Below are 23,520 nucleotides of genomic sequence, written 5' to 3' on the forward strand. Positions count from 1 at the left end.
TCGTTCGTCCTCGAGCACCCGCCGTTCTTTAACTACCTCTAGTCACAAGGTAAAGCTACGAAGGGCATTCGTCACCCGGCCTTTTCGGGTTTCGATTCCGATTCCCTCGAGCCATAGCTATGACCGCCGTCCCGGAACACGTCCGCGAGACCATCGACGAGCACCTGACCGTGATCGAACGTGACCACGACGTGGCGGTCGCGCTGGCGGCCGCCCGCGGCAGCTACGCCTGGGGTACAGCGAGCCCCGACAGCGACTACGACGTGGGGTTCGTCTACGCGCCGACCGACCTGCGCCGGTACGCGCACCTCGCGGGTGTCGAGGAGGTCATCGTCGAGGACCGCGGCGAGTTCGAGTATCAGGGCTGGGACGTGCGGACGTTCGCGCGCCTGCTGGTCGACTCGAACGAGGGCGCGATCGACCTGCTTCGGAGCCCAATTTGCTACCGGGCCGCGTACGATCCCGCCGACCTCGTCGCGTACATCCGGCGGACGTACAACCCGATCGACCTCTATCACACGTGGCGCGGGATCGCGACGAGCAACTACCGAAAGTACATCTCGCACCACCTGGTCCGCAGCGACGACGCGGTCTTTCCGATCCTCGAGACGAACGACGACTCGTACGTCGTCGAGACCGACGACGGCACGACGACGGTCCCGATTGACGACGAGCGCTTCGCGGAAACGCAGACGAAACCGACCGTCAAACGAAACCTCACGATCTTCCGGGCGGCCATGTCCGCGCGCTACCTCAAAGCGACCGGGGAACGCGGCGACCACGACTTGCCGGCGCTCGCGTTCGACCGGTTCCTGCGCGAGCAGGCACCCGCGGTCTTCGACGCCGACCGGATCGACCGCGCTCGCGAGTTGCTCGAGCGGAAACGGGCGGGCGACGGGGACAGCGAGATCGGCGACACCGTCGGTCGCGAGTTCGCACACCCGGCGCGGGAGATCGATCCCGCGATCCACGCCCGAGACGGACCCGAAACTGACCGGGTAGACGGTTTCGTCGACGACCTGATCGCCGCGGTCCAGTGACCCCGCCGGACTCGCCTCGTATCCGATCCGCCCTTTAAGTGGTTCTGGTCACAAGGTGAAGATACGAAGGGCTTTTCGCGGATCGAACTCGCTGCGACGAAGCGACGCCGCTCCCCATCGCTCGAGACCTGTTAGAACGCCTTTCTGTCCGGTCCCGGAGGACACTGTGGGAGCGAGCCTTTTTCACTCTCCCTCTCCGAGCGACAGACGATGCAAGACGACGGTGCCGACCCTGGCCCAGAGCCCGAACGCGACGCGGCCGTTCCCGACGGCGAGCGCCGCCTCGAGACCCGGCCCGGGTCCGGGTCGCTCTCGCGGGCGGACGTTCAGCGCGACTCGACGGTCCGTCGATGGGGCGTCGTCACGCCGAGCGCGACGGTCATCGGCCGCGCGGAGTCGCCCGACGCGGACCTCTCGGAGAGCGTGCGCCGTCTCCACGACGAACAGCACGCGGCGACGCCGGGCTACAGCGAGCGTGCCCACCACTTAGACCGGCTGCGGACGACGCAGGCGCTGTGTAACGCCCTCGAGGTGACGCCGTGGCAGCGCGATCTGGCGCTAGGCGTCATGGACGAGATCGACCTCACCGAGTTCGGCAGCCAGCGGGCGATCCCGAAGGTCGCGCTGGTGGTGATCCGCCACGTCGTCGACGTCGACCGACAGCAGTACTTCGGACTCGACGAGATCGACGCACAGGCGCTCTCGGCCGACCGGATGGAGGAGCTGTTCGCCCAGTACCGATCCCACGACATCACCGACGAGGAGACCTTCAAGCGGCTCGCGGCCGACTACGGGCTCGACACGACGAGCCTGAATCGACTGCGCCGCGTCCTGAAAGCGCAACTCGAGGACGAGCTGCCGGCCTACGGCCGGAACCCGTACCGGGACCCGAACCTGCCGGACGCGGCGGAGTTCGACGCCGACGGTGCGGCAGCCACCGGTTCGGAGAGCTAACGGCGCATCCTCGACCGTCCGTGCACCGTCGTCTCGAGCCCGTTCCCCGACTCGTCTGCCGGTGGCCGGCGACTTTTCCGTCCTACCGTCCTAGCGAGGCTATGGCCGACGCTGACACCAACGCCGACGACGCGCCGACGCCCGGCGATCGACTCACGATCTACGCCGACTACGTCTGTCCGTTCTGTTACCTGGGAACGCGTTCGCTCGAGCAGTACCGCGAGGAACGCGACGAACCGCTGGACGTCGAGTGGCATCCGTTCGATCTGCGGCGCGGGAAACGAAACCCCGACGGCTCGATCGACCGCGAGGCCGACGACGGGAAAGACGACCAGTACTACGAGCAGGCGAGACAGAACGTCCGCCGGCTACAGGCGGAGTACGACGTCGAGATGGCTCAGGAGATCGCGACCGACGTTGACTCGTTCGACGCGCAGGTCGCCTCGTGGTACGTCAAGCGCGAGTATCCCGAGCAGTGGGACGCCTTCGACGAGTCGATTTACACGGCGCTGTGGCAGGACGGACGCGACATCGGCGACGTCGACGTGCTGGCCACCCTCGCCGCGGACGCCGACCTGCCGACCGACGAGATCCGCGACGCGGTCGCCGACGAGGGCATTCGAGCGGCGCTCGAGGACCGATTCGCGGCGGCACAGCAGGCGGGGATCACCGGCGTGCCGACGTTTCTCTCGGACGGCCACGTCGCCCGCGGCGCGGTCCCGCCGGAACACCTCGAACGACTCGTCGAGGGGCAGTAGTTACTCGAGTTTGTCGAGCCCGTCGAAGAAGTTCGCTTGCGGCCCGACGAGCCGGACGGACTCCTCGGCGAGCGAGACCGCGACCGTCGCGGGCGGCTCGAGGTGCTGTCGGTTGCGGCCGTCGCTGATCGCGTAGGCGCTCTCCGATCCGGAGATGGTGAGCGTGATTTCGGTTTCGGGTTCGACGACGAGCGGCGGCATCGCCCGGGTCGCGGCCATCTGCGTGACGACGAGCGTCTCCGCGGCGGGGTGGACCAGCGGCCCGCCCTCGCTCAGATTGTAGGCGGTCGACCCCGTCGGCGTAGCCACGAGAACGCCGTCCGCGTGGCTCTCGGTGTACCGTTGCCCGTCGATCCCGATCTCGACGGTCGCGCCGCCGCCGCTGCCCCGACGCGGCCCGTGGACGAGAACCTCGTTCAGCGCGGGCTCGAGCGACCAGTCCGCGTCGACGCCGCTCGCCCGAAGCCGCGCCAGGTCCCGCCCCTCGACGGTCCCCGTTTCGTTGAGTTCCGTCACGAGCGCGGTGACGACGCCGAGCGCGTCGTCCGGCGCGACGGCGTTGAGAAAGCCGACCTCGCCGAGGTTGACGCCGAGGATCGGCGTGGAGCCGACTTCGCGGGCCACGAACAACAGCGTCCCGTCGCCGCCGATGCTCACGACGAGCTCTCGACCCGCCATCGCGTCGACCGGAACGGCGGCCGCCTCGACCGCCTCGCCGGTCGCCTCGTCGACGACGACGCTCGCGCCCTCGCGCTCGAGGGCGTCGACGAGACTCGCGGCGAGTGTCTGTGCACGCTCGTTGTCACGCTGGGCAACGATTCCGACGTCGACGTCCATCGTCGGCGGCTACCCGCCCCGTCGTCAAAAAGCCACGCTTGTCCGGTCGCCGGCAACAAAGTTAATCCGGGTGGAACGATTCCGGTCACGTGAACTCCCGCGACGACCCCGTCGCAGTGTCCAGTATGGCGTCCGTTCACTCGCGTACACGACCCGTCGCGTCGCCGGCGATGCCAGCGGCCGGACTACCCGGCGAGTTCCGGTCCGCCGTTCGGCGTCGATCGATAGGTGATCGCCGTGAGTGACGACGCCGACGGTGACGACGCCGACGACGACGACGCCGACGACTGGTTCGAACGCGCACTCGACGAGGACGAGGCGAGCGCGGGGTCCGGCGCTGACGCACCCGCCGTCTCGGGGGTCGACGCCGAGGACGGCAGCGACGAGACTGACGACACCGACGGCGACGGTCCGACCGGACGCGAAGGGGAGGAGGACGGGGACGGGGACGGGGATTCGTCGGCGACGGATGGCACGTCCACCGACGGCTCCCTGTTCGACGAGGACTTCGGTTCGGCGTTGCAGGGAGTCGACGCGCCGGCAGTCGACGTCGCCGAAGAGCAGACGGCGGCCGCCGGACCCGAAGGCTTCGACGACCTCGACTTCGTATTGGGGGGCAGCGACGACCCCGACTTCGACGAGGAGATCGACTCGGAACTCCCGCGGCTGGACCTCGGCATCGAGGGGCTCGACCGGATGATCCAGGGCGGCGTTCCCGAGCGCTCCCTGATCGTCGCGATGGGCAGCGCCGGGACCGGCAAGACCACGTTCGGCCTCCAGTTTCTCAACCGCGGGCTCGAGCAGGGTGAGCGCGCGGTGTTCATCACGCTGGAGGAGAGCCGCGAGCGCGTCATCAACAGCGCGACCGAGAAGGGGTACCCGTTCGACGAGTACGTCGCCGACGGACGGCTCGCGGTCGTCGACGTCGACCCCATCGAGATGGCGAACAGTCTGGCGTCGATCCGCAACGAACTCCCCGCGCTCGTCGAGGAGTTCGACGCCTCGCGGCTCGTGCTGGACTCGGTTTCCTTGCTCGAGATGATGTACGACGATCGGGCGAAACGCCGCAACGAAATCTACGATTTCTCCCGAAGCCTGAAGGAGGCGGGCGTCACCGCGCTGTTGACCAGCGAAGCCTCGGAGGGATCGCCCTACGCCTCCCGGTACGGGATCGTCGAGTACCTCACTGACGCCGTCTTCGTCCTGCAGTACGTTCGGCCCGACGACTTCCGCGAAACCCGGTTAGCGGTCGAGATCCAGAAGGTCCGCGACGCGAACCACTCCCGGGAGAAAAAACCCTACGAGATCACGGACGAGGGGATTTCGGTCTATCAACAGGCTAACCTGTTCTAACGTCGTGTTTCGTACTCGTTTCCAGCAGCTTCCCCGCAGTAGAACGTTACAGCATGTTTCGCTCGAGTAACAGCGACTTATCGTGCCGTTCGCTGCCCATACTTTTGCGGGCAGCCGTCCGAGATTTCCGCATGGCGCAACGGACGACAGCCGACGAGACACTGCCGCGAGAGGAACTCGCCGCGTACCTCCAGGAAATCGCGACGGAGTTCGACAGCGAGAGTGAGGTGGTCTCTATCCCGGTCGGGAACAAGGACGTATCGCTCAACCCGCCCCACAACGTCGACATCTCGGTCGAGGTCGTCGAACGCTCGTCGATGCTCCGGGGGGACCGTGAGACAGTCGAAATCGAACTGAGCTGGAAACCCTAACATGGCTGCAGCGGACTCCATTCTCATCTTCGTCCTGAGTTTGCTCGTGGGGACGATCGCCATCCTCGCCGGCGCGCGGCTGGTGTTGGACAGGGACGCGAGCTTCGTGAACGCGGCGGTGACCGCCCTGATCGGCGCGGCCGCGTGGGCGATCACGAGTTTCTTCGTCGGCTGGGTCCCCATCCTGGGCGTGTTGCTGATGCTGCTCATCTGGGTCGGCGTCATCAACTGGCGGTACCCCGGCGGCTGGGGATCCGCCGCCGCGATCGGTTTCGTCGCCTGGATCGTCGCGGTCGGCATCCTCTACGCGCTCGCGGTGTTCGGCCTGGTGACGCCGGACGCGCTCGGCATCCCGGGGGTCTGAGATCGCTCCAAGAGTACCGCCCCGACCTGGAATTCCCGCGCGGAGAGAACGTGGGACAGTCCTTTTTGCGTTCGCTCGAGTCTTTCACCTAGACACCGATGTACGAGACGATCCTGTTTCCGACGGACGGCAGCGACCACGCGGCGACCGTCGCGGACCACGCGGTCGCTATCGCGGCTGCCAGCGACGCGACCCTCCACGTCCTCTCGATCGTCGACGACCGCGCCTTTCTGGTGCTCGACGACGACCGCGTCGAGCGCGTTCGCGACGACCTCGAGGCGAGCGCCCGCGAGGCGATCGACGACGCGGCGACGCGCGCCGCCGGCTCCGGCGTCGAAACGGAGACCGCCGTCGATACCGGCCACCCGGCCGAGCGTATCGTCGAGTACGCCGCGGCTACCGACGTCGATCTGATCGTCATGGGGACCAGCGGCGACGAGTACGAGCGCAACGTCGTCGGCAGCGTCTCCCAGCGCGTCGTCCGCGACGCCCCCGTCCCCGTTACCACCGTCGGTCCGGACGTGTGACCGACCGGCCTCGAGTACCGCCAGGTCGGCGTTCGCTCGCGTAACCACCGGCGATACACGTGGTTTGATGTACGCGCCGTCGCTAGTGATGGGAAGATGCGCCGTTCGCTAGTGATCGCAGCCGTCTTGCTCGTCCTCGCGTTCCTGCTCGTCGGCGGGCCGTCGCTGTTGTTGTCGGTGACCACCGACCAGACCGCAACCGACGCGACGACGCGGACCCAATCCCAATCCCAATCTCAATCTCAATCGACCCCGGAACTCGTCACGCTCGAGGACTCCGAGAGCAGCTTCTGGGAGTATCTCAGTCCGAAACAGACGTTTCAGAAGCGGAGTCCGATCAACGTGATCGTTCGGGGCGACACCGAGGACGTCGAGCGGATACTGGCCGACCCCGACGCCGGCGGCGACTGGTCCGAGATCAACGAGTCCGAGGAGGAAGCGCTCCCGGACACCTACTCGCTGACCGGCGGCAACGCCTCCGACAACGGAACGCGACCGGAGAACGAGACGATCGACGAACCGATGGCGAACAACTCGTCGCGGAACGCGACCAACGAGACGCCGACCGAACCGGACGGTCCCCTCCCCGATCTCGACTGGGGGAACGCCGACGGCGGCACCCGCTACGCGTACGTCAACCCCGGCCCGAACGAGAGCGGGTACTGGACGACCGAGACCCGACAGCTCGAGGACGGCGACTACTACGGACAGCGCTACCACATCCGGCTCTACGAGAGCCCCAACGAGAACGACGACTGGGTCATCATGCAGACCCACTCCGAACACTTCGACTGGTTCACGCTCCGCCACCGCGTCCACGGTTCGCAGGACGCCCAGACGAAAGTCGAGGCCGACTTCATGAAACACCCGCGGGTCGACGTCCAGGACGACGTGCGACGCATGTACCTCGCCAACAGGAACTCCGCCGACGCCGACGGCTGGGCGACCGTCGTCGAACTCGCCGGACTGCTGGTCGTCCCCACGTTGGTCGGCGCGAGAGCCCGCAGGCGCACCGCGAGAGCGTCCAGCCAAACCGAGAGCGCGGGCGAACAGATCGCCCAACGGGCTCCCGATGCGATCGACGACCACTTGACCGACGTCGACCGCCAGCGACTCGCCGCCGCCTACGCTCGCCTCGAGGCCGGCCACATCTTCCTCGTCTTTACCATTCTGGCGCTGTACCTCGGCGTCCGGATGAGTGGCCTCGTCCTCGAGCGACAGGCCGGATTCCTCACGCCCCACCAGATCGCCGCGCTGCTGTACCCGGTGATCGGGGTCGGGATTCCGCTCGCGACCTACCTGGTCGCACGCGGGCTCACGCGCCGACTCGACGCCGCCGTCGTCGCCGCGGGGTCGCTCGCGGTGGCGATCTGGCTCGACTACAGTCTGCTCGGTGTCAGCGCGTTGCCCGTCGACGTCGTCGCCCAGCGGATGCTCGTCGTCGTCGCGCTCGGCCTGATCGCCGGCGGCGCGGCCAAGCGGGCCGCCCGAAGCTCGAAGTTCAACGACATGTTACTGGTCGGGACGGCGATGTGGGTCCTGGTACTCGCCGGAACCCTCCTCGGCTACCTGTGAGGCCGTCTTTCGCCGTTTCGGCATCGATCGCGCTGTGGACTCGTCCGGTAAACCGCGATCATCTTGTGCCGAGCCCTTAAGTTCTTGCGCCGTCGTTATCAAGACGAAATGGCAAGCCCCACCCGTCAACGCGAACGAGATCCTGAAACGACAGAACAAACGCAGGAACCGGAGCGTGAGCGGGTGTGTGACGAGTGTGACGGGGGAACGCTCGTCAAGAGCGAGGATCAGGGCGAACTCGTCTGCGATCAGTGCGGTCTCATCGTCGAAGGGTCGAACATCGACCACGGCCCGGAATGGCGCGCGTTCAACCACTCCGAGCGACAGAACAAGTCCCGCGTCGGCGCGCCGACGACCCAGACGATGCACGACAAGGGCCTGACGACGTCCATCGACTGGAAGAACCAGGACGCCTACGGCCGCTCGATCTCCTCGGACAAACGCAATCAGATGCGCCGACTCCGCAAGTGGCAAGAGCGCATCCGAACCAAGGACGCCGGCGAGCGAAACCTGCAGTTCGCACTCTCGGAGACCGACCGGATGGCCTCCTCGCTGGCGATCCCGCGATCCGTCCGCGAAGTCGCCTGCGTCATCTACCGCCGCGCGCTCGACGAGGACCTCATCCGCGGGCGCTCCATCGAGGGCGTCGCGACCAGTACGCTCTACGCCGCCTGCCGCATGGAGGGCATCCCCCGATCTCTCGAGGAAGTCGCCGCCGTCTCGCGGGTCGAGCGCAAGGAGATCGGCCGCACCTATCGCTACGTCGCGCAGGAACTCGGCCTCGAGATGGAGCCGGTCAACCCCAAGAAGTACGTCCCGCGGTTCTGCTCGGAGCTCGAACTCTCCGAGGAGGTACAGGTGAAGGCCAACGAGATCATCGACACGACGACCGAGAAGGGGCTCCTCTCGGGCAAGTCGCCGACCGGCTACGCCGCGGCCGCGATCTACGCCGCCTCGCTGCTCTGTAACGAGAAGAAGACCCAGCGCGAAGTGTCGGACGTCGCGCAGGTGACCGAAGTGACGATCCGAAACCGGTATCAGGAGCAGATCGAAGCGATGGGCATTCACGAGTAAGGCAGCCACCTCCTGCGGTATCGATCGTTATTCTCTCGGTTTTGGGCGCACTCGAGCGACGAGCCGTCAGCGTCCGACGACGATCAGATCGACGCCGACCTGCAGCAGGGGCTGAATGTCCCGGTCACAACGTGTGGTGCCGTGCTCTCTGACGGCAAATCACTTCCTGACGTGAGGACGTGTTAGAAGCAAATGCTCTCCGACCAGTCACGCCGACGGCTTCTCTTCGGTGTCGGTAGTGTCCTATTCGGCGGCAGTGTCGCAGTGTTCGGCGATGAGACCATCATCACCAATTTGGGATCCGCTGGCGGTTCCGACCAACTCGGCGCTGACGATCTCACTGCCGGGACGATTCCGGCGAGTGCGGACACGCTCGCCGTGGTTCAGGTCGACCGTGCGGAGCCGCCAGCGGTGGTCAGCGCCGTCGCTGGATCGATCGCCGAATCCGCCCCGTTTGCGGCCGTTCCCACTCAACTTCGCGGACTGGTGTCCAGCGATTCGTCTGCGACTGTCGATCCATCGCGTATCGGGAAGCTCGCGTTCGTCGGTTCGGCCGACGGTCGCGGTGCAGTCGTCGTCTGGGCCGACTGGACGGAAGATCACTTTGCTGACCTCGTTAGCTCGAGTGACTCAAACGACCGGCGGACTCAAACGCGCCACGGCAGGCCGATGTACACTGCCGGAGACACAGCCGGGGGCGTGCTCGCAGAGACGACGTTCGTCGTCGGACATCCGTCCGTCGTCGTCGATACTATCGGGGTCTGGCATGGTGACGAGGAACCGGTCGGTGGCTCGACGCTCTCGACGTACGACCTGACCCGACGGCAGTCTCCGTTTCGATTCACTCTCGGCGACGTTCAACTACCGTGCGACTGCGCCACAGCTGTTCGGCAGCCGCCGGTGTACGACCACGTTACACGTCGGTACGGGTCTCTCTCGAAGGCGGGAGTGCTCCGTGTGTCACTGGCGCTGGACTCGAAGAACGCCGAAGATACCGCGGCGCTCGCGACTGCTCTCCGTCGAGACCTTGGTCTCGCGGAGGGGGTGTCTGCCCGGATCGAACTTCCGAACGAGGCCGTTTCGGGACTCTCCGTCCACGAGGGGTCCGACGCCGTGATGATCCGCTTTTCTCCAGCGGACACACCACATCCGAGCACCCTCACCGAACTCTTCGGCGGCCTCGAACACCTCGTCTCTGGACAGTGACTACGGCGGACTTCCACCAGGGCTGGCAACAATTTCAATCACACGATAGACACTCGTGCGGAATTTAGCACGAGTACGCTGTGGCTCACCGCCACCGCCCCGCGTCGTCACCGTCGGATACTGGCCCGTCTCGATTACGTGGGTGGACGGACGAGCAGGCGCAGGCTTCACACAGTCGAGCCGGCCGATCGCTCTCCTCGAGTCAGTGCAGTCTGATAGCCGAACCATCACTCGATACTGTACCCAAAAAGCTCGCCGAGCAACTCGTGCCCATGCGCCGGCCGGGAATTGAACCCGGGCCGCGAGCTTGGGAAGCTCGAGTCCTACCACTGGACCACCGGCGCTCGTACTGACCTATTCGACGACTACACTTCAACGTAGCGCTCTCGAGCGGTTCCCGCTCGTCCCCGGACTTCCCGTTGTCGTGTTCACGACGCCGAGTCCGCTGCTACCGCCACCTCGAGCCGCGAGTGGCTGACGAACGAGACGTTCGGTCACTTTTTTCCGGAGAGGGGAGGCTATTTGCCCACGCCGGCCGTACTAGCCCCCATGATCGACCTTCGATTTTCGGAGGCGGAGCTCGAGCAGCGGCGCGAACACATCACCGGCTTCATTCGGGAGCGGGTCGACGAGGCGGGGGCCGACGGCGTCGTCCTCGGGTTGTCGGGCGGGATCGACAGCACGCTAGTCGGCTATCTCTCCGTCGAGGCGCTCGGGGCCGAGAACGTCCACGGCCTCGTCCTGCCGGCGACCGTCAGCAGCGAGGGGAACATGAGCGACGCCGAGCGGGTCGCACAGGACCTCGAAATCACGTACGACGTACTCGAGATCGAGCCGATCGTCGACTCGGTGCTATCGGCCTATCCCGAGGCCGAGGGCGACCACGAGGCGGTCGGGAACGCGCGCGCTCGCGTCCGAGCGGTCCTGAACTACCTCGTGGCCAACCACGAGCGTCGGCTGGTCGTCGGGACCGGGAACCGCAGCGAGGCCGCCGTCGGCTACTTCACCAAGTACGGCGACGGGGCCGTCGACTGCCACCCGATCGGGAACCTCTACAAGGGACAGGTCCGGCAGCTCGCCCGTCACGTCGGCGTCCCCGAGGAACTCGCCGCGAAGACCGCGACAGCGGAGCTGTGGGCCGACCAGACCGACGAGGACGAACTGGGAATCAGCTACGATACCCTCGACTCGATCCTCGCGACTCACATCGACGGCCCGCTCTCGGTCGCCGCGACCGCCCGGTTGCTCGAGGTCGACGAAGAAACGGTCGAACGGGTCCGCGAGATGTACGAGCGCAGCGAACACAAACGAAACGTCCCGCCGGCACCGGACCCGCTGCCGTGAGCCGTGGCCGGTTCCGCGCGGTAGTTGGCGGCCGCTGAACTCGCGTCGATCCGGTCGCCCGTTCGGCCGCGCCGCCGACGCGGGGCGTGGAGTGCGGGATGCGGGCGGCGAGCGGCCGCGTTCTCGAGCCGGCCGGACCGAGATATTTTATTATCCGAGTCTGTGTATCTGTGTAGAATGGGTGCGTCTTCGCCTCCCGACGCGAACCTCCTCGCGCGTCTCGAGCGCCAGGAGATCGTCACCGACCTCAGCCAGCGAGCGTTGGAAACGGACGATCTCGACCAGTTTCGACGTGACGCGGCGGCCGCAGTCACCGAGACGCTAGCGACTGACTACTGTGTGCTTCTCGAGTCGCTGCCGGACGGAGAGAACGCGGTTCTCCGGCAGTGTGTCGGCTGGGAACGGGACGGCGAGCGGACGACGATCGAGATCCACCCGGATTCGCAGACGGGACGGACGCTTCGGACGGCGGAGCCGGTCGTCGTCGACGATCTGGACACCGACGAGGGGTTCGCCGCTCCCGAATTTCTCCCCGATCGCGACGTCAGAAGCAGTCTCAGCGTCCGCGTTGGTCCGGCCGACGATCCGTGGGGCGTGCTCGGAGTGTACGCCGCGGAGCGGCGGGCGTTCTCCGATGTGGATGGCGACTTTCTCCGGCGCGTCGTGACCGTCCTCGAGTCGGCCATCGAGAACGAACGGGACAGAACGCGCCGGGAGCGTCGCTTCGACGCGATCTTCGAGGACCCGAACGTCCTCGTCGGGCTGCTCGAGCCGGACGGGACGGTCGTCGACGTCAACGAGACGGCGATGGAGTACGTCGACGCCGATCGCGAGGCGGTGACTGGCGAGCCGTTCTGGGCGCTCCCCTGGATGGGGACAGACGACGGGATCCGGTCCGTGGGAAGGCAGTGGATCGAACGAGCCGCAACCGGTGAGAACGTCGACTTCGAGGTGGGCCTCGGCCGATCGGGCGACGAGCGGGCGGCGTTCGAGGGCGTCTGCAGACCCGTGACGAACGACGAGGGAGCCGTCGTCTCCGTCGTCGTCTCGGCCCGCGACGGCACCGTGCCCACGGACCACGAGCCCGAGCTCGCGACGCTCATGGACAACGTTCCGGGAATGGTCTATCGCTGTCGGAACGAGCGCGGGTGGCCCATGGAGTTCGTCAGCGATGCCTGCGACGCGCTGACCGGGTACGATCCCGACACGCTCGAGAGCGGCGATATCGAGTGGGGGAGCGACGTGATGGTCCAGGCGGATCGCGAGATGGTGTGGGAGACGGTCCAGCGCGAAACGAGGGCGGAAGCGACGTTCTCGGAGACCTATCGCATCGAGACCGCCGACGGCGAAATCCGGTGGGTCAGAGATTACGGCCGCGGCGTCTTCGACGACGACGGCGACCTCGTCGCCGTCGAGGGCATCATCGCCGACATCACCGAGCGCAAGCGGCTCGAATCCGACCTCGAGCAGTACAGGGAGTACACGGACGCGATTCTCGACACCATCGACGACGTCTTCTACGTCGCTGACCGGGAGGGATCGCTCCAGCGATGGAATCAGCGTCTGGTCGAGGTCAGCGGGTATACGGACGCGGAGATCGCGTCGATGGAACCGCTGGCCCTCTTCGACGGCGACGACGAACGAGCGGTCAGCGACGCGATTCGCGAGGGGTTCGAGACGGGGACTGCCACCGTCGAACTTGCGCTGCGAACGAAAGACGGGACCGCCGTCCCCTTCGAGTTCACCGCCTCCAGACTCGAGGATCCCCGAGGAAACACGGTACTGGCAGGCATCGGCCGCGACATCACCGACCGTCTCGAGCGCGAGCGCCGACTCGAGGAGTCCGAGCGCCGGTACCGGACGCTGGCCCAGCGCTTCCCGAACGGTGCCGTCGGCGTGTTCGACCGCGACCTGACGTACACGCTCGCCGAAGGCGCGGAACTCGGCGAGACGCTCCCGTCGGCCGATCGACTCGAGGAGGATCGAATGCCGGATATTTTCCCCGACCACACGGCCGACGACCTCGAGCCGCTGTTCCGGGCGGCCGTCGAGGACGGCGAAACCGACAGCGTCGAGACGGCGTTCGACGGCCGGATCTGGCGCGTGTGGGCGACGCCGCTCCGCGACGAGGACGGCGAGATATTCGCCGGGCTGAGCTTCGCCCAGGACGTGACCGAGCGGGTCGAGCGAAAGAAGCACCTCGAGCGCTACGAGACCATCGTCGAGGTGGTCAACGACGGCGTCTACGTCGTCAGCGAGGACGGACGGTTCACGATGGTCAACGAGACCTACGCCTCGATGCTCGGCGCCGCGCCGTCGGACCTCGTCGGGACCGATGCCGGCGCGGTCGTCGACGACGCGGTGCTCGAGCGCATCGCGGAACTCGAGGCCGCCACGGCGGCGGGACCGATCGAGTGGCCGACGATAGAGGCCGACCTGCAGACGGCCGGTGGCGAGACGCTCCCGGTCGAGGCGACCTTCGAGATATTGCCCACGGACGACAGCGCGTGGCATCGGGTCGGCGTCGTTCGGGATATCAGCGAGCGCAAGGACCGCGAGCGCCGACTCGAGGAGTCCGAGCGCCGGTACCGAACGCTCGTCGAGAACTTCCCCGAGGGTGCCGTGGGGCTGTTCGACGAGACCCTGGCGTACACGGCCGTCGGCGGCCAACTCTACGACGAGGTCGGTATCGCCACGGACGACCGCGTCGGGAACAGCGTGTCCGATATCTACCCGGAGAGCGTCCTCGACGAGATCGAGCCGTACTTCGACGCGGCCCTCGAGGGCGAGACGAACGCCTTCGAGATCGAATTTTACGGGCGTCACCTGTACGCCCATACCCTGCCGGTCAGGAACGCCGACGACGAGATCTTCGCCGGCATGGTCGTCGTTCAGGACGTCACGGAGCGCCGGGAGTACCAGCGCAAGCTCGAGGCGTCCAACGAGCGACTCGAGCAGTTCGCGTACGCCGCCTCCCACGACCTGCAAGAGCCCCTGCGGATGGTCACCAGCTACCTCCAACTGCTCGAGCAGCGGTACGGCGACGCCTTCGACGAGGACGGCGAGGAGTTCCTCGCGTACGCCGTCGACGGCGCGGAACGCATGCGCGAGATGATCGACGGCCTCCTCGAGTACTCGCGGATCGAAACCCGGGGCGACCCGTTCGAACCCGTGGATCTGGACGCCGTTCTCGAGGACGTCCTCGCGGACCTGCGGCTCCGTATCGAGGAGACCGACGCCGATATCACGACGGCGGAACTCCCCCGCGTGGCGGGCGACCCCAGCCAGTTGCGGCAGGTCCTCCAGAACCTCCTCAGTAACGCGATCACCTACAGCGGCGACGATCCGCCGCGGATTCGCGTCGGTGCCGAGCGGCGAAACGGCGAGTGGGTGCTCTCGGTCACGGACGAGGGAATCGGCATCGATCCGGAGGACCAGGATCGGGTGTTCACGGTCTTCGACCGCCTCCACAGCCGCGAGGAGTACGCGGGAACGGGCATCGGCCTCGCGCTCTGTGAGCGGATCGTGGAACGCCACGGCGGCGAGATCTGGGTCGACTCCGAACCCGGCGAAGGCGCGACGTTCTCGTTTACGCTTCCCGCCCGATGACCTCGCCCCGGCTCACCCCTCGCGCCACTCGTCCTCGAGGAGTCCGTACCAGTGGACGTCCCGATGCTCCCGTCGATGTATTCGGCGTCACGATGAACGCCCTCTCGACTGAATCCCAGCGACTCGAGGAGTCGCTTCGACGGCTCGTTGCGCTCGAATACGCGGGCGGAAGTCCGGTAGCGCCCGAGCTGGTCGGAGGCGTACCGGACGACGCGCGCCGCCGCTTCGGAGCCGTAGCCCCGTTCGTGATGCTCGGGTGCGATCCAGTACCCGATCTCGGCCGTCCGTGCCTCCCAGTCGAACTCGAAGAGGCCGATCGTCCCGACGGGCGTCGAATCGGTGACGATCAGGAGGTCGACGCTGTCGTCCACACGGACCTGCTTCTCGAAGAACTCGCGCTCTTGCTCGCCGGTGACGGGTCTGGAGCGCCCGATCGTTCGTCGCCCCCGTCGTCCGAGCGACGGTCCTACTCGAGCAGCGCGTCGACGTCGGTGGCGTGGGCGGCGACGAGATCGGCGAAGGCCGCAGCCTCGCGGCGCTCCTGCGTCGCTCGCTCGCCGTCGTCCCGGATCCGGCGTTTCAGGGCGGCCAGCGCGTCGGCCGCGTTATCGGCGATCGCCACGGCGACGGTCCGCGGGTCGTCCTCGATACGCGACACGAGCCCCATCCGCAGCGCCTCCTCGGCGTCGATCGGTCGCCCCGAGAGCGCGAACTCGAGGGCGTCGCCCTCGCCAACCACGCGCGGCAGCCGGACGGTGCCGCCCCAGGCACCGAACAGGCCGAAGCTAACCCCCGGCTCGCCGTAGGTCGAGTCCGGCGTCCCGACCCGCACGTCGCAGGCCAGCGCCAGCTCGAGGCCGCCGCCGCGCGCGGGGCCGTCGATGCCCGCCACGACGACCGCGGGCGAGTCCTCGATCGTTCGAGCCACGCGCTGGCCCAGCCGTGCGAACTCGGCCGCGCGGTCGCGGTTCCCCTCGAGGGCCGCGACCTCGTTGAGATCCGCTCCGGCGGAGAACGCCGGCCCGCGTCCGCGGAGATAGATCACCGGCTCGTCGGCGTCCTCGATCGCCGCCTCGAGCGTCTCGAGGCCGTCGACGGTGAGCGCGTTGCGCGCCTCGGGCCGGTCGATCGTTACGGTGCGTATCGGGCCGTTCACGTCAACATCGATCATAGCCGCAGTCGATCGGGCGTTTCCAAAGGTCTTTGCCTCCCCCGTCGTAACCCCCCGCTAATGGAGAAGGCCGACAGCTGTCGGCGTGCCGCCGCCGAGGCCGTCGCGGACGTCGAACCACCACAGCTACACGACTACATCGAGGGAACTCTCGATCGCGCATCGATGCTCCCCGGCGCGCTCACCCTCGAGAGCGCCGCGGCGATGGCGTCCGAGGGACGCGTCTTCGGCGGGGAGTCCGAGCAGGGGTTCACCGAGGCCGACGCCGATCGATCGCGAGGGGACGGCCGCAACCGCGGGAGCGACGGCGAACCCGACGGTATCGTCACCCACGCGGCCGGCGTCCAGCTCATCTACGAGGGACTGCGACTGACCCGCTCGCTCGCTCACGACGAGCCGTGGACGGCGGCCGACGGGGACGCCGGCGACGGCGACTTCGCCATCCTCGCGGCCGACATCCTCGTCGCCCGCGGCTTCTACCTGCTGGCCCGCACCGACGCCGCCGGCAAGGCCGTCCGAACCGTCCAGTCGTTCGGTCGCGACCAGACCCGCCGCACCGACCTCGCCGTCGAGGGCGGCACCGACCCCGCCGCGATCGACGCCAACCTCGAGCGCGACGTGCTCGAACTCGCCGTCCGCACCGGGGCCGTCGCCGTCGGCGAGACGCCCTCGCCGCGGCTGCTGGCCGTCGCCGAGGACCTCGCCGACGCCGTCGGGACCTCCTTTCCCCCGGTCGAGGACTGTCTCACAGGGCTCGAGCCGAGCGCTCGAGACCGGTCGCTCGAGGATCACACGACCGATCGAGCGACGTCGGCGACGGACCCCTGAGCCGGCGATCGCGACCGTGGGAGGGGACTACGATAACCCGGCTCACGGCCCGATCGAATCGAAACCCATAAAGACGACTCCGGTCAACGAAGAAGTACGCGCCTGGGTAGCTTAGCGGTAAAGCGCGTCCTTGGTAAGGACGAGAGCCCGGGTTCAAATCCCGGCCTAGGCTTGCGCCTGCGGCGCAGACTGTAATTCGCAGACAGCGCCCTTCTACCTTAACACTATCGCCGATTAGAGCAGGAAAGGCTACCCGTTTCTCGGCGAGTTTCACCGGCAAACAGTACTCGTAAAGGACACCCGTGAGCACAGTCCGGCGACCGTGTGCGGCGATTCTACGAAAGGACGCCGAGCGCGGCGAGTCGAATGCGGCGGGAACGTGCCCGTCCATCCCGGGAGGTCGATAACTCTCGGGTATCCCCTATGGGGGCGGTTTGTAGAACTTCGTAAGGGCCTTCCAGAGTGGCAGAAATGTAGGCTCTCCCATTTCCTATGACGCCGCCGTAGTGTGGTTTCGTCGGAACCGGCGATACAGATATATACTCCGACTAAGTCGTGATGGGGGATGCGGACGAGAGGGCTCGTTCTCCCCGTGACTACCTATGAGCGAAACAGACACCAGTCATACGTATAGCGATCTGCACCACTGCGACACGAACTATGCGACCAAGTTCTACCCGTGGGAGAAGGGGGTTGATGAGTATTGGAACGGCGATGAGACGTGGATGGATCCCGATGCGTTCCGCTTCTCGAACAAGAAAGCACAACTCACCTATCTGGAGCAACTTCATCGGGGTATCCGAAACGGCAAGCGGACGAACAAGCCCTACTTCACCCGCGCAGATAATGTCGATCTCATCGGGAACGTCGCGTTCCAAATCGGGCTCACGTCCGCACAGGCGTCCTGTGCCAAGTCTGCGTACTTCTACGTCCATCCAGACCGAATCAAGGGGGAACGTAAGGACGTGACTGCTGTGGCCGTCTGCTTGTACGTGGCTGTCAAAGCAGGCCGGCCTTTCCATCCACAGAAGCACGATGAAAACGGCGTTCCACTGGCCGACCGCTATGGTCGGATGTTCGTCTGTGACCCGAGCGACATCGTAAGCCGATATGGCAAGGTACAACACCATCTCCGAAACGGAATCCCCAACTTTGCGGAGGAAGCCGAGCGCGAGCCGAAGTCAATACTCTCGATCGGCGAAGACCCCTTCCACGATGAAGTAGGCATCGGGGAGGGGGGTATATATGGGTTTGACCATTCCTCTTGGTGAGGACAAGGGGAAGTCGGTGAGAGTCCCCGGAACTTCTCCTCATATAACGCCCAAACCTGCGAGAACGCGCTCCTTCAATCCGAAACTCTCCCGATTGGGTGTTCAAATCCTGCAAGAACGCGCCCGCCGACTCGGAGGCCCGGTTAAAGTCAGGGCTTCCCGCCGTTTCAGAGTCGACAAGGCGAGACAGATTAATACTCTCGTTGCTGACTCATCCTCGAATGACCATCCAAATCGTTCCTGAGGACTACAATTGGCGAAGTGAGACGGCTCGTGTCGGGGAGCAATTTACTCTCCCATACTACTCTACCGGTATCTCGATTTTCCCTGCCGACGATACCGGCGAGATCGTGACCGTGACGTATCTGAAAAAGCCCGACGAGGATGATGATGAAGGAAACGATTTCACGGTCAGACGAGATACTCTCAACTCTCCTGAAGACACTGTCGGCCTTCCTCACTATTCCTTGGGCGAGACAGTTTGTCCCGGGCCCGACGGTGAAGGGGCGACAGTCTATTGGCTCGGATAAGGCTCCTTTCGCGCCCGGCAAAATGGCCCATTTTCTCGAACGGGGTTACGTACTTGTTCTGCTCGTGGCCGGATTAGTGTAATAACCGCCGTTGAGTCGCCTGTTCCTGCTGTACGTGGCGATCTCCGACTAATCGAACAACTCTGCCGAGTCTACATCGAGAGCCGCTTCGTCCATCCTCTCGCCAATCTTGTCGATACTCAACCCAGTTCTTTCGGCTAAATCCATGTATGCGACGACGGATGCGCCCATGAATCGGCGCGCTTCAGCCACTACGTCTTTCGGATGGTCAAACTCCTGATCTAACACCTTCAGCCGACTGTTTTGGTCTAACACATCTGCGAGATACTGATTCTCGTGAACAATGTCCCCCCTCAGCGAGTAGATGTCCTGTAGGAACTTCTGGATGTACTCTCTTTCGTACGGTAACCTATCGTGCAATATCTGACCACCACGCAATTTGAGTCGAAGGGTAATCGAACTCCCTGGCCCGACTCCTTGGAGAAGGAGCCCTTCCAGCCCGATGAGACAGTCAAGGAGTTGATCTTCGTAGAACCGTTTCGACCAGATTTCGTTGAACCGCTGAATTGAACGGGTGAACTGACCGTCCTTGTCAAGACGAATCCGTTGGCAGTGACGCTCCCAAAACTCAGTAAACTCTTCAACCGAATCTGGATACAGCAGGTATGCTTCTTGCCGTTGTGTTCGGTCTTTGTGCGCGTCTCCGATCACCGTGAAATCCGGAATACCCTCTCTGAATTCTAGCCAGTTGGGCTCTCGCCGGAAGGTAGTGCCAACGACCAGATCTCCTGTTTCTGGGTCAGGGTCAAAGAGCCGAAGTGCTGTCGCTAATCGCTCTCCAACTTCTTCACCGGGGTCATAGAGAGTTCCTTCAGGTTCTCGTGCTGCTACCTCTGCATGGATTTTGTACTCACAGGCGTCAACGGGGTTTAGATTGAACTGCTCCCCTCCACCTGCTGAGGATGTATGGATTCCCCGCCTTTCCGAATCAGTGATAGGGCAGATATGAAGCGACTCGACCCGATAGTAATTGTGCCGTCTTCGACGGAGTTCAAATTCCGAAGATAACTCAATAACTGACTCGTCGTCCCCGGGGATATTGAAAAGGTGAAGTGGAATTATGATTTCGAATGTATCCAGCCCGGTGTCGTACTTCGGAAGCCAATGTTCCTCGTATGCCCGATTGAACCCGTCCTCCGTGACTACGTAGCCTCCTGAATAATCCATCACTGTGCCAGCGAAGTTGAAAAGCGCGTTAACGTAGGAGAACAGGTTAGGCTCCTCAGGGGGCTCATAGTCTTCCGGTGCCCCGAGATATACGACTTCTTCGTCGTCGGGGTCAGCAGGTTCATCAAGACCAAATCCGTTCTCAGTCTCGTGCATCCACTCTGCGGTCTCTTTGAAAAACTCCTGCTGGCGTGAGGAGTAGAACGTGATAATCCGAGAAGGCTCGTCGATGATCTTCTCTTTTCTGTCCATCCGATCTCCTGCGGCAATTCGAAGTTTAGGAACGAAATCCTGCTCCTCACGAACGGTTCCAACAAAATCTTCCACACACTTTCTAATCCGCTCTTTCAATTCGCTATCCGAACTGCCCATAGGAGGACAAGTAACCAATTTGTCTTCAAACTGTGTTCCCACCGATACGCCGCAATCCTTTGCTTATGAAGGATTGCGGAGAGGGACGGGGCGAGCCAGATGATAGTAGCCCACCTGTACTTATTGAAGCCACTCACCACATCGGGGCGGGTTCTCACCAGCGGATTCAGAGTAAAACAGCCGCTCAGTAGGTGTGCGAACCTCACAAGGTCAAAGAGTGAGCGCGTAGTCGTTGGGTCAGTCAGCAAAGGCATCTCAGGCAGTTCGCGTCAAAAGTAACTTAATAGCGTATCCGCTCTCTAGTTATAGAGATGAGAGGTCTAGAAGAAGATGAAGAAATCGAACGAGCTATTCGATATCTGGTGCATTCGTTCGAATCTTCGGGAGATAACCCGAAGCCGGTGATTCTCCACAGTACAAGGGTGGGAATGAATCTTTACGACAGGGAGTATGAAAAGCGCATTGTTATCTCTGGCCTTCTCCACGACCTATTAGAGGATACAGATGTGACTTCCGAGGAGATTCGTTCGAAGTTCGGGACGGACGTTGCAGAAATCGTGGAAGCCACTAGCTTCGACGACAATATCGACGACTATCTCGAACGGTGCTACGATATCTATAAAAGATGCTTTGAACTGGGAAGAAGTGCGGTAGTCGTTAAAGCTGCGGATATTTTAGATAACAGTGATTACTACAGCTTGGGAGACTCAGAAGAGCTACAAAAGAACCAACTCAAAAAGATGGAATACTTCATTGACAAATCGGAACCATATATCGGGGAGGAAGACATATTTCAGGAACTCAATGACAAGTTCCCTATTGTGAAGAAACAGATGAAGAAAAACATCGAAAGTTGACACTTGATTTGAATCAGAATAGGTTCCAGCTGGCTACCGAGTCAACAGTGGTAATTTGCTGGTCTATACTTACCATCGAAAAGCGGGAGACCGGCCTAAATGTCCTTGACGTAGTCCCGCCGTCTCTCGGCTTTCTCCGCGCTTGACCCCTTATCATAGTGCTTGTCAAGCACTTTCCCGCTCATATTGACTCGCTCCCCAGTCACGTCCTTGGGCTGTCCCGCGTTCCGCGCCGCCGTGACGTAGCCCCGACGAAGGGCGTGCGGGCTGACCGAGCCGGGACACTTGCAAGAGGTATTCCACGACATAGCCTCGCAGTTCTCAGGTTCCCTGTCAAACGGGCAGTTCCCGCCGTTGTAGTAGCAGGGACGGGTCGCCGTGTAGACGTACCGCTGAATAGTCGTCTCCACGATGTGCCCGCTCTTGGACGTCAGTAGCGGCTCTCTGCCGTGGTCGTCGGTGACGTCCTTCCGGTTCATACCTATGTAGTCGCAGACGACGTCGGCCACCTCTGGGGTTATCAGCACGTCCCGCTCGCTCCGCTCCTTGTTCTTGAGCGGCGTTCCTTCCGTAGGTCGATGGCGGAGTTCCAGCGCCGGACGGCCTTCGTCAAAGTCCCCGAGGTCGAGCGCCCGGAGACCGCTAAGACGCATCCCGGTCTTCCAGAGGAGTAGTAGAGTGACGTGCCGGTTACTGGCGTATTCGTACTTTTCGAGGAAGTCCAGCATCTCGGTGGCTTCGTCCCGCGTGACGAGGTCGTCACAGATTTCGTCGTTCTCGCTGACTGAGGGTATCCGAACCATATTGGCCATCCCGCGCGGGACTGCCGCGATGTGTTCGCAGAACTCGATGAACTGCTTGATGGTCATCATATCCTGCCGAGCGGTGATGACCTTGACCTTGGACAGCCGGAACTCCTTGTACCGCTGGATGAGTTCGCTGTCGAGGTCGTTCAGATTCGTGAGTTGCTGGTCGTCCAGCCAGTCACAGAACTGGCGCAGGGACGTCCGGTAGTTCTTGAGCGTCTTCCGGGTGACGCCCGGCTTCTTGTCGTTGAGGAATCGGTTCTTGGCTTCGTGCGGCGGCGTCGGTTTCAGGCTCATAGGCTGTCTGGGTACAGCCTGCGTAAACGGGTCTTCCGGGTACACAGGGCGTGAAACGCCCGGTGGACGAGAGCCCGGGTTCAAATCCCGGCCTAGGCTCTTCACATTTTGTCGGCAGTCGCACGCAGAACTAGCTGTGAATGTCCTCTGCGTTCCCCTTCTCGCCGGTGGAAGTAGATGGGGTGGTTCAACGACCGCCCGCTCGTGAGAGACGACCACTGGACCGCGCACAACGGTGTTCGGCGTGTGGTCCCGCTCGAGCTACCCGGTAGCAGCGCTTGACACCCGCGGTCGAACCGCGAGCGTTGCGGACGAACGACGGCACGAACCGATCGAGGATCGGTCCGCCACCTGTCGAGGGCGGTGTGCTGCATACAGCGAATCTATGCAGCAGATCAGCATTGTTTGTTTCGCCCACCCGGAAACGAAACAACGGTAAAATCGAGCGTTCCTTGCGGGGAAAACGATCCCATGGGAGGTCATAATCGGGATCGACATTCGCGAAACCGATGCGGTGATGATCACCGACGCGCTCGAGCCAGCGCGGGCTGTTGGCCGAACACATGGTCCGTTCTTCGAGCACCTGTTTCCGGATGTCCACGATCAGATGCGTCCTCCCGCTCTTGAGGAGGACGATCGGTCTCCAGCAGAGTCGGATTCCAATAAAATCCGTCATAGAGCGGCGGCCGCAGCGACGACCAGCCCGCCAATCCGACGCCGAGACCGGTTCGACCGCCCAATTCGACGCTTGGACGACAATCCTTTTTCTTTCCCGACACCACTGTCGAGTCGTACCGAATGGCAGGGCTCGTTCCGGGTTTCGTCACGATGGCCGTTGCACTGACGCTCGCCCAGCAACTCGAACAGACCATCAGTTTCGGAATCTTCCTCCTCGGCGCGGCGTTAGCATTGCTTAGCGCGGTGGCGTGGCGACGGGAACGCGACCGTCGCATGGCCGTCGTCGCCGTCGGCTATCTCATGTTCTCGATCTATGGGTTCGTCGTCTTCCTCGAGTACTACCTCTTCCCGTATCTCCCCGTGCAGACCGTTGAGTTGCTCGAGCACAGCGCGGCGGCACTCATCCTTGTAGGACTGCTCGCGTTCTTTATCGCGTTGACTCGGGACTGA

At 63.8% G+C, this 23,520-nt stretch carries 21 protein-coding genes, 3 tRNA genes and 1 pseudogene; 19 read left to right on the forward strand and 6 right to left on the reverse strand.

Features of this window, described 5'->3' with window-relative positions; translation table 11 throughout:
* The first annotated feature begins 119 nt into the window (after nucleotides 1–119).
* The 3 genes from BMX07_RS12745 (at nucleotide 120) to BMX07_RS12755 (ending at nucleotide 2,752) form a co-directional block, all read left to right on the forward strand.
* Complete coding sequence (locus tag BMX07_RS12745) at nucleotides 120–1,040, forward strand: nucleotidyltransferase domain-containing protein (RefSeq protein WP_090618261.1); 921 nt, start codon at nucleotides 120–122, stop codon at nucleotides 1,038–1,040.
* 210 nt (nucleotides 1,041–1,250) lie between these two features.
* Nucleotides 1,251–1,994 (forward strand): DNA-directed RNA polymerase subunit epsilon, encoded by a 744-nt coding sequence (locus BMX07_RS12750; protein WP_090618262.1) that lies wholly within the window; start codon nucleotides 1,251–1,253, stop codon nucleotides 1,992–1,994.
* A 101-nt stretch (nucleotides 1,995–2,095) separates the two neighbouring features.
* Nucleotides 2,096–2,752 (forward strand): DsbA family oxidoreductase, encoded by a 657-nt coding sequence (locus BMX07_RS12755; RefSeq protein ID WP_090618263.1) that lies wholly within the window; start codon nucleotides 2,096–2,098, stop codon nucleotides 2,750–2,752.
* On the opposite strand, the gene BMX07_RS12760 is transcribed toward BMX07_RS12755, so the two are convergent.
* Nucleotides 2,753–3,589: an NAD(+)/NADH kinase gene (locus BMX07_RS12760; RefSeq protein ID WP_090618264.1), complete on the reverse strand. Its 837-nt coding sequence runs from the start codon at nucleotides 3,587–3,589 to the stop codon at nucleotides 2,753–2,755.
* A gap of 228 nt (nucleotides 3,590–3,817) precedes the next feature.
* On the opposite strand from BMX07_RS12760, the gene BMX07_RS12765 reads away from it, so the two are divergent.
* The 7 genes from BMX07_RS12765 to BMX07_RS25140 all read left to right on the forward strand — a co-directional run bounded on the left by BMX07_RS12765 (nucleotide 3,818) and on the right by BMX07_RS25140 (nucleotide 10,059).
* On the forward strand, nucleotides 3,818–4,942 hold the full coding sequence (locus BMX07_RS12765; protein ID WP_090618265.1) for a KaiC domain-containing protein: 1,125 nt from the start codon (nucleotides 3,818–3,820) through the stop codon (nucleotides 4,940–4,942).
* A gap of 131 nt (nucleotides 4,943–5,073) precedes the next feature.
* Complete coding sequence (locus BMX07_RS12770; RefSeq protein ID WP_090618266.1) at nucleotides 5,074–5,313, forward strand: amphi-Trp domain-containing protein; 240 nt, start codon at nucleotides 5,074–5,076, stop codon at nucleotides 5,311–5,313.
* Nucleotide 5,314: 1 nt separating this feature from the next.
* Complete coding sequence (locus BMX07_RS12775) at nucleotides 5,315–5,677, forward strand: hypothetical protein (RefSeq protein ID WP_090618267.1); 363 nt, start codon at nucleotides 5,315–5,317, stop codon at nucleotides 5,675–5,677.
* A gap of 98 nt (nucleotides 5,678–5,775) precedes the next feature.
* The gene (locus BMX07_RS12780; protein WP_090618268.1) at nucleotides 5,776–6,204 is read left to right on the forward strand and encodes a universal stress protein; all 429 of its coding nucleotides are present in this window, start codon (nucleotides 5,776–5,778) and stop codon (nucleotides 6,202–6,204) included.
* Nucleotides 6,205–6,300: 96 nt separating this feature from the next.
* Nucleotides 6,301–7,779 (forward strand): hypothetical protein, encoded by a 1,479-nt coding sequence (locus tag BMX07_RS12785; protein ID WP_090618269.1) that lies wholly within the window; start codon nucleotides 6,301–6,303, stop codon nucleotides 7,777–7,779.
* 108 nt (nucleotides 7,780–7,887) lie between these two features.
* On the forward strand, nucleotides 7,888–8,853 hold the full coding sequence (locus BMX07_RS12790) for a transcription initiation factor IIB (RefSeq protein WP_090618270.1): 966 nt from the start codon (nucleotides 7,888–7,890) through the stop codon (nucleotides 8,851–8,853).
* Nucleotides 8,854–9,810: 957 nt separating this feature from the next.
* Nucleotides 9,811–10,059, forward strand: coding sequence for a hypothetical protein (locus BMX07_RS25140; protein ID WP_245742108.1), 249 nt, complete (start codon nucleotides 9,811–9,813; stop codon nucleotides 10,057–10,059).
* A gap of 273 nt (nucleotides 10,060–10,332) precedes the next feature.
* On the opposite strand, the gene BMX07_RS12800 is transcribed toward BMX07_RS25140, so the two are convergent.
* A tRNA-Gly gene (locus BMX07_RS12800) sits at nucleotides 10,333–10,403 on the reverse strand.
* 205 nt (nucleotides 10,404–10,608) lie between these two features.
* Between BMX07_RS12800 and BMX07_RS12805 the strand changes: the two genes are divergently transcribed.
* Both BMX07_RS12805 and BMX07_RS12810 read left to right on the forward strand, forming a co-directional pair.
* Entirely contained in the window at nucleotides 10,609–11,403 is a 795-nt protein-coding gene (locus BMX07_RS12805) for an NAD+ synthase (protein WP_090618272.1), read from the forward strand.
* A gap of 177 nt (nucleotides 11,404–11,580) precedes the next feature.
* Nucleotides 11,581–15,012 carry a PAS domain S-box protein gene (locus BMX07_RS12810; RefSeq protein WP_090618273.1) on the forward strand — a complete coding sequence of 1,144 codons (3,432 nt, stop codon included), beginning with the start codon at nucleotides 11,581–11,583 and terminating at the stop codon, nucleotides 15,010–15,012.
* A 12-nt stretch (nucleotides 15,013–15,024) separates the two neighbouring features.
* Here the strand turns inward: BMX07_RS12810 and BMX07_RS12815 are convergent.
* Together BMX07_RS12815 and BMX07_RS12820 are read right to left on the reverse strand one after the other, a co-directional pair.
* Nucleotides 15,025–15,452 (reverse strand): annotated as a pseudogene (locus tag BMX07_RS12815) (GNAT family N-acetyltransferase); the annotation flags it as partial.
* Between the two features lie 26 nt (nucleotides 15,453–15,478).
* The gene (locus BMX07_RS12820; RefSeq protein ID WP_090618274.1) at nucleotides 15,479–16,183 is read right to left on the reverse strand and encodes an enoyl-CoA hydratase/isomerase family protein; all 705 of its coding nucleotides are present in this window, start codon (nucleotides 16,181–16,183) and stop codon (nucleotides 15,479–15,481) included.
* A gap of 60 nt (nucleotides 16,184–16,243) precedes the next feature.
* On the opposite strand from BMX07_RS12820, the gene BMX07_RS12825 reads away from it, so the two are divergent.
* From BMX07_RS12825 to BMX07_RS12840, 4 genes are all read left to right on the forward strand, one after another.
* The gene (locus BMX07_RS12825; RefSeq protein ID WP_090618275.1) at nucleotides 16,244–17,011 is read left to right on the forward strand and encodes a DUF7114 family protein; all 768 of its coding nucleotides are present in this window, start codon (nucleotides 16,244–16,246) and stop codon (nucleotides 17,009–17,011) included.
* 100 nt (nucleotides 17,012–17,111) lie between these two features.
* Nucleotides 17,112–17,183 (forward strand) — tRNA-Thr (locus BMX07_RS12830).
* A gap of 430 nt (nucleotides 17,184–17,613) precedes the next feature.
* Nucleotides 17,614–18,282: a hypothetical protein gene (locus BMX07_RS12835; RefSeq protein WP_090618276.1), complete on the forward strand. Its 669-nt coding sequence runs from the start codon at nucleotides 17,614–17,616 to the stop codon at nucleotides 18,280–18,282.
* Between the two features lie 221 nt (nucleotides 18,283–18,503).
* Nucleotides 18,504–18,812, forward strand: a complete 309-nt coding sequence (locus BMX07_RS12840) for a hypothetical protein (protein WP_090618277.1) — start codon at nucleotides 18,504–18,506, stop codon at nucleotides 18,810–18,812.
* Between the two features lie 129 nt (nucleotides 18,813–18,941).
* On the opposite strand, the gene BMX07_RS12845 is transcribed toward BMX07_RS12840, so the two are convergent.
* The gene (locus BMX07_RS12845) at nucleotides 18,942–20,432 is read right to left on the reverse strand and encodes a HEPN domain-containing protein (protein ID WP_139210876.1); all 1,491 of its coding nucleotides are present in this window, start codon (nucleotides 20,430–20,432) and stop codon (nucleotides 18,942–18,944) included.
* A gap of 311 nt (nucleotides 20,433–20,743) precedes the next feature.
* Here BMX07_RS12845 and BMX07_RS12850 point away from each other — a divergent pair, with 311 nt between their 5' ends.
* Nucleotides 20,744–21,289 carry an HD domain-containing protein gene (locus tag BMX07_RS12850; protein ID WP_090618279.1) on the forward strand — a complete coding sequence of 182 codons (546 nt, stop codon included), beginning with the start codon at nucleotides 20,744–20,746 and terminating at the stop codon, nucleotides 21,287–21,289.
* Between the two features lie 95 nt (nucleotides 21,290–21,384).
* Here the strand turns inward: BMX07_RS12850 and BMX07_RS12855 are convergent, their stop codons facing one another.
* On the reverse strand, nucleotides 21,385–22,392 hold the full coding sequence (locus BMX07_RS12855; RefSeq protein ID WP_090618280.1) for a tyrosine-type recombinase/integrase: 1,008 nt from the start codon (nucleotides 22,390–22,392) through the stop codon (nucleotides 21,385–21,387).
* A gap of 5 nt (nucleotides 22,393–22,397) precedes the next feature.
* On the opposite strand from BMX07_RS12855, the gene BMX07_RS24475 reads away from it, so the two are divergent.
* A tRNA-OTHER gene (locus tag BMX07_RS24475) sits at nucleotides 22,398–22,491 on the forward strand.
* 699 nt (nucleotides 22,492–23,190) lie between these two features.
* Nucleotides 23,191–23,520, forward strand: coding sequence for a hypothetical protein (locus BMX07_RS12860; RefSeq protein WP_090618281.1), 330 nt, complete (start codon nucleotides 23,191–23,193; stop codon nucleotides 23,518–23,520).

The sequence above is a fragment of the Natrinema salaciae genome (assembly GCF_900110865.1).
In the GTDB taxonomy this organism is placed as follows: domain Archaea; phylum Halobacteriota; class Halobacteria; order Halobacteriales; family Natrialbaceae; genus Natrinema; species Natrinema salaciae.

What these genes read in the sequence shown, in the direction of transcription:
- BMX07_RS12745 (WP_090618261.1), top strand. Translation starts at nt 120, where the DNA reads ATGACCGCCGTCCCGGAACACGTCCGCGAGACCATCGACGAGCACCTG.
- BMX07_RS12750 (WP_090618262.1), top strand. Translation starts at nt 1,251, where the DNA reads ATGCAAGACGACGGTGCCGACCCTGGCCCAGAGCCCGAACGCGACGCG.
- BMX07_RS12755 (WP_090618263.1), top strand. Translation starts at nt 2,096, where the DNA reads ATGGCCGACGCTGACACCAACGCCGACGACGCGCCGACGCCCGGCGAT.
- BMX07_RS12760 (WP_090618264.1), bottom strand. Translation starts at nt 3,589, where the DNA reads ATGGACGTCGACGTCGGAATCGTTGCCCAGCGTGACAACGAGCGTGCA.
- BMX07_RS12770 (WP_090618266.1), top strand. Translation starts at nt 5,074, where the DNA reads ATGGCGCAACGGACGACAGCCGACGAGACACTGCCGCGAGAGGAACTC.
- BMX07_RS12775 (WP_090618267.1), top strand. Translation starts at nt 5,315, where the DNA reads ATGGCTGCAGCGGACTCCATTCTCATCTTCGTCCTGAGTTTGCTCGTG.
- BMX07_RS12780 (WP_090618268.1), top strand. Translation starts at nt 5,776, where the DNA reads ATGTACGAGACGATCCTGTTTCCGACGGACGGCAGCGACCACGCGGCG.
- BMX07_RS12785 (WP_090618269.1), top strand. Translation starts at nt 6,301, where the DNA reads ATGCGCCGTTCGCTAGTGATCGCAGCCGTCTTGCTCGTCCTCGCGTTC.
- BMX07_RS12790 (WP_090618270.1), top strand. Translation starts at nt 7,888, where the DNA reads ATGGCAAGCCCCACCCGTCAACGCGAACGAGATCCTGAAACGACAGAA.
- BMX07_RS12805 (WP_090618272.1), top strand. Translation starts at nt 10,609, where the DNA reads ATGATCGACCTTCGATTTTCGGAGGCGGAGCTCGAGCAGCGGCGCGAA.
- BMX07_RS12810 (WP_090618273.1), top strand. Translation starts at nt 11,581, where the DNA reads ATGGGTGCGTCTTCGCCTCCCGACGCGAACCTCCTCGCGCGTCTCGAG.
- BMX07_RS12820 (WP_090618274.1), bottom strand. Translation starts at nt 16,183, where the DNA reads ATGATCGATGTTGACGTGAACGGCCCGATACGCACCGTAACGATCGAC.
- BMX07_RS12825 (WP_090618275.1), top strand. Translation starts at nt 16,244, where the DNA reads ATGGAGAAGGCCGACAGCTGTCGGCGTGCCGCCGCCGAGGCCGTCGCG.
- BMX07_RS12835 (WP_090618276.1), top strand. Translation starts at nt 17,614, where the DNA reads ATGAGCGAAACAGACACCAGTCATACGTATAGCGATCTGCACCACTGC.
- BMX07_RS12840 (WP_090618277.1), top strand. Translation starts at nt 18,504, where the DNA reads ATGACCATCCAAATCGTTCCTGAGGACTACAATTGGCGAAGTGAGACG.
- BMX07_RS12845 (WP_139210876.1), bottom strand. Translation starts at nt 20,432, where the DNA reads ATGGGCAGTTCGGATAGCGAATTGAAAGAGCGGATTAGAAAGTGTGTG.
- BMX07_RS12850 (WP_090618279.1), top strand. Translation starts at nt 20,744, where the DNA reads ATGAGAGGTCTAGAAGAAGATGAAGAAATCGAACGAGCTATTCGATAT.
- BMX07_RS12855 (WP_090618280.1), bottom strand. Translation starts at nt 22,392, where the DNA reads ATGAGCCTGAAACCGACGCCGCCGCACGAAGCCAAGAACCGATTCCTC.
- BMX07_RS12860 (WP_090618281.1), top strand. Translation starts at nt 23,191, where the DNA reads ATGGCAGGGCTCGTTCCGGGTTTCGTCACGATGGCCGTTGCACTGACG.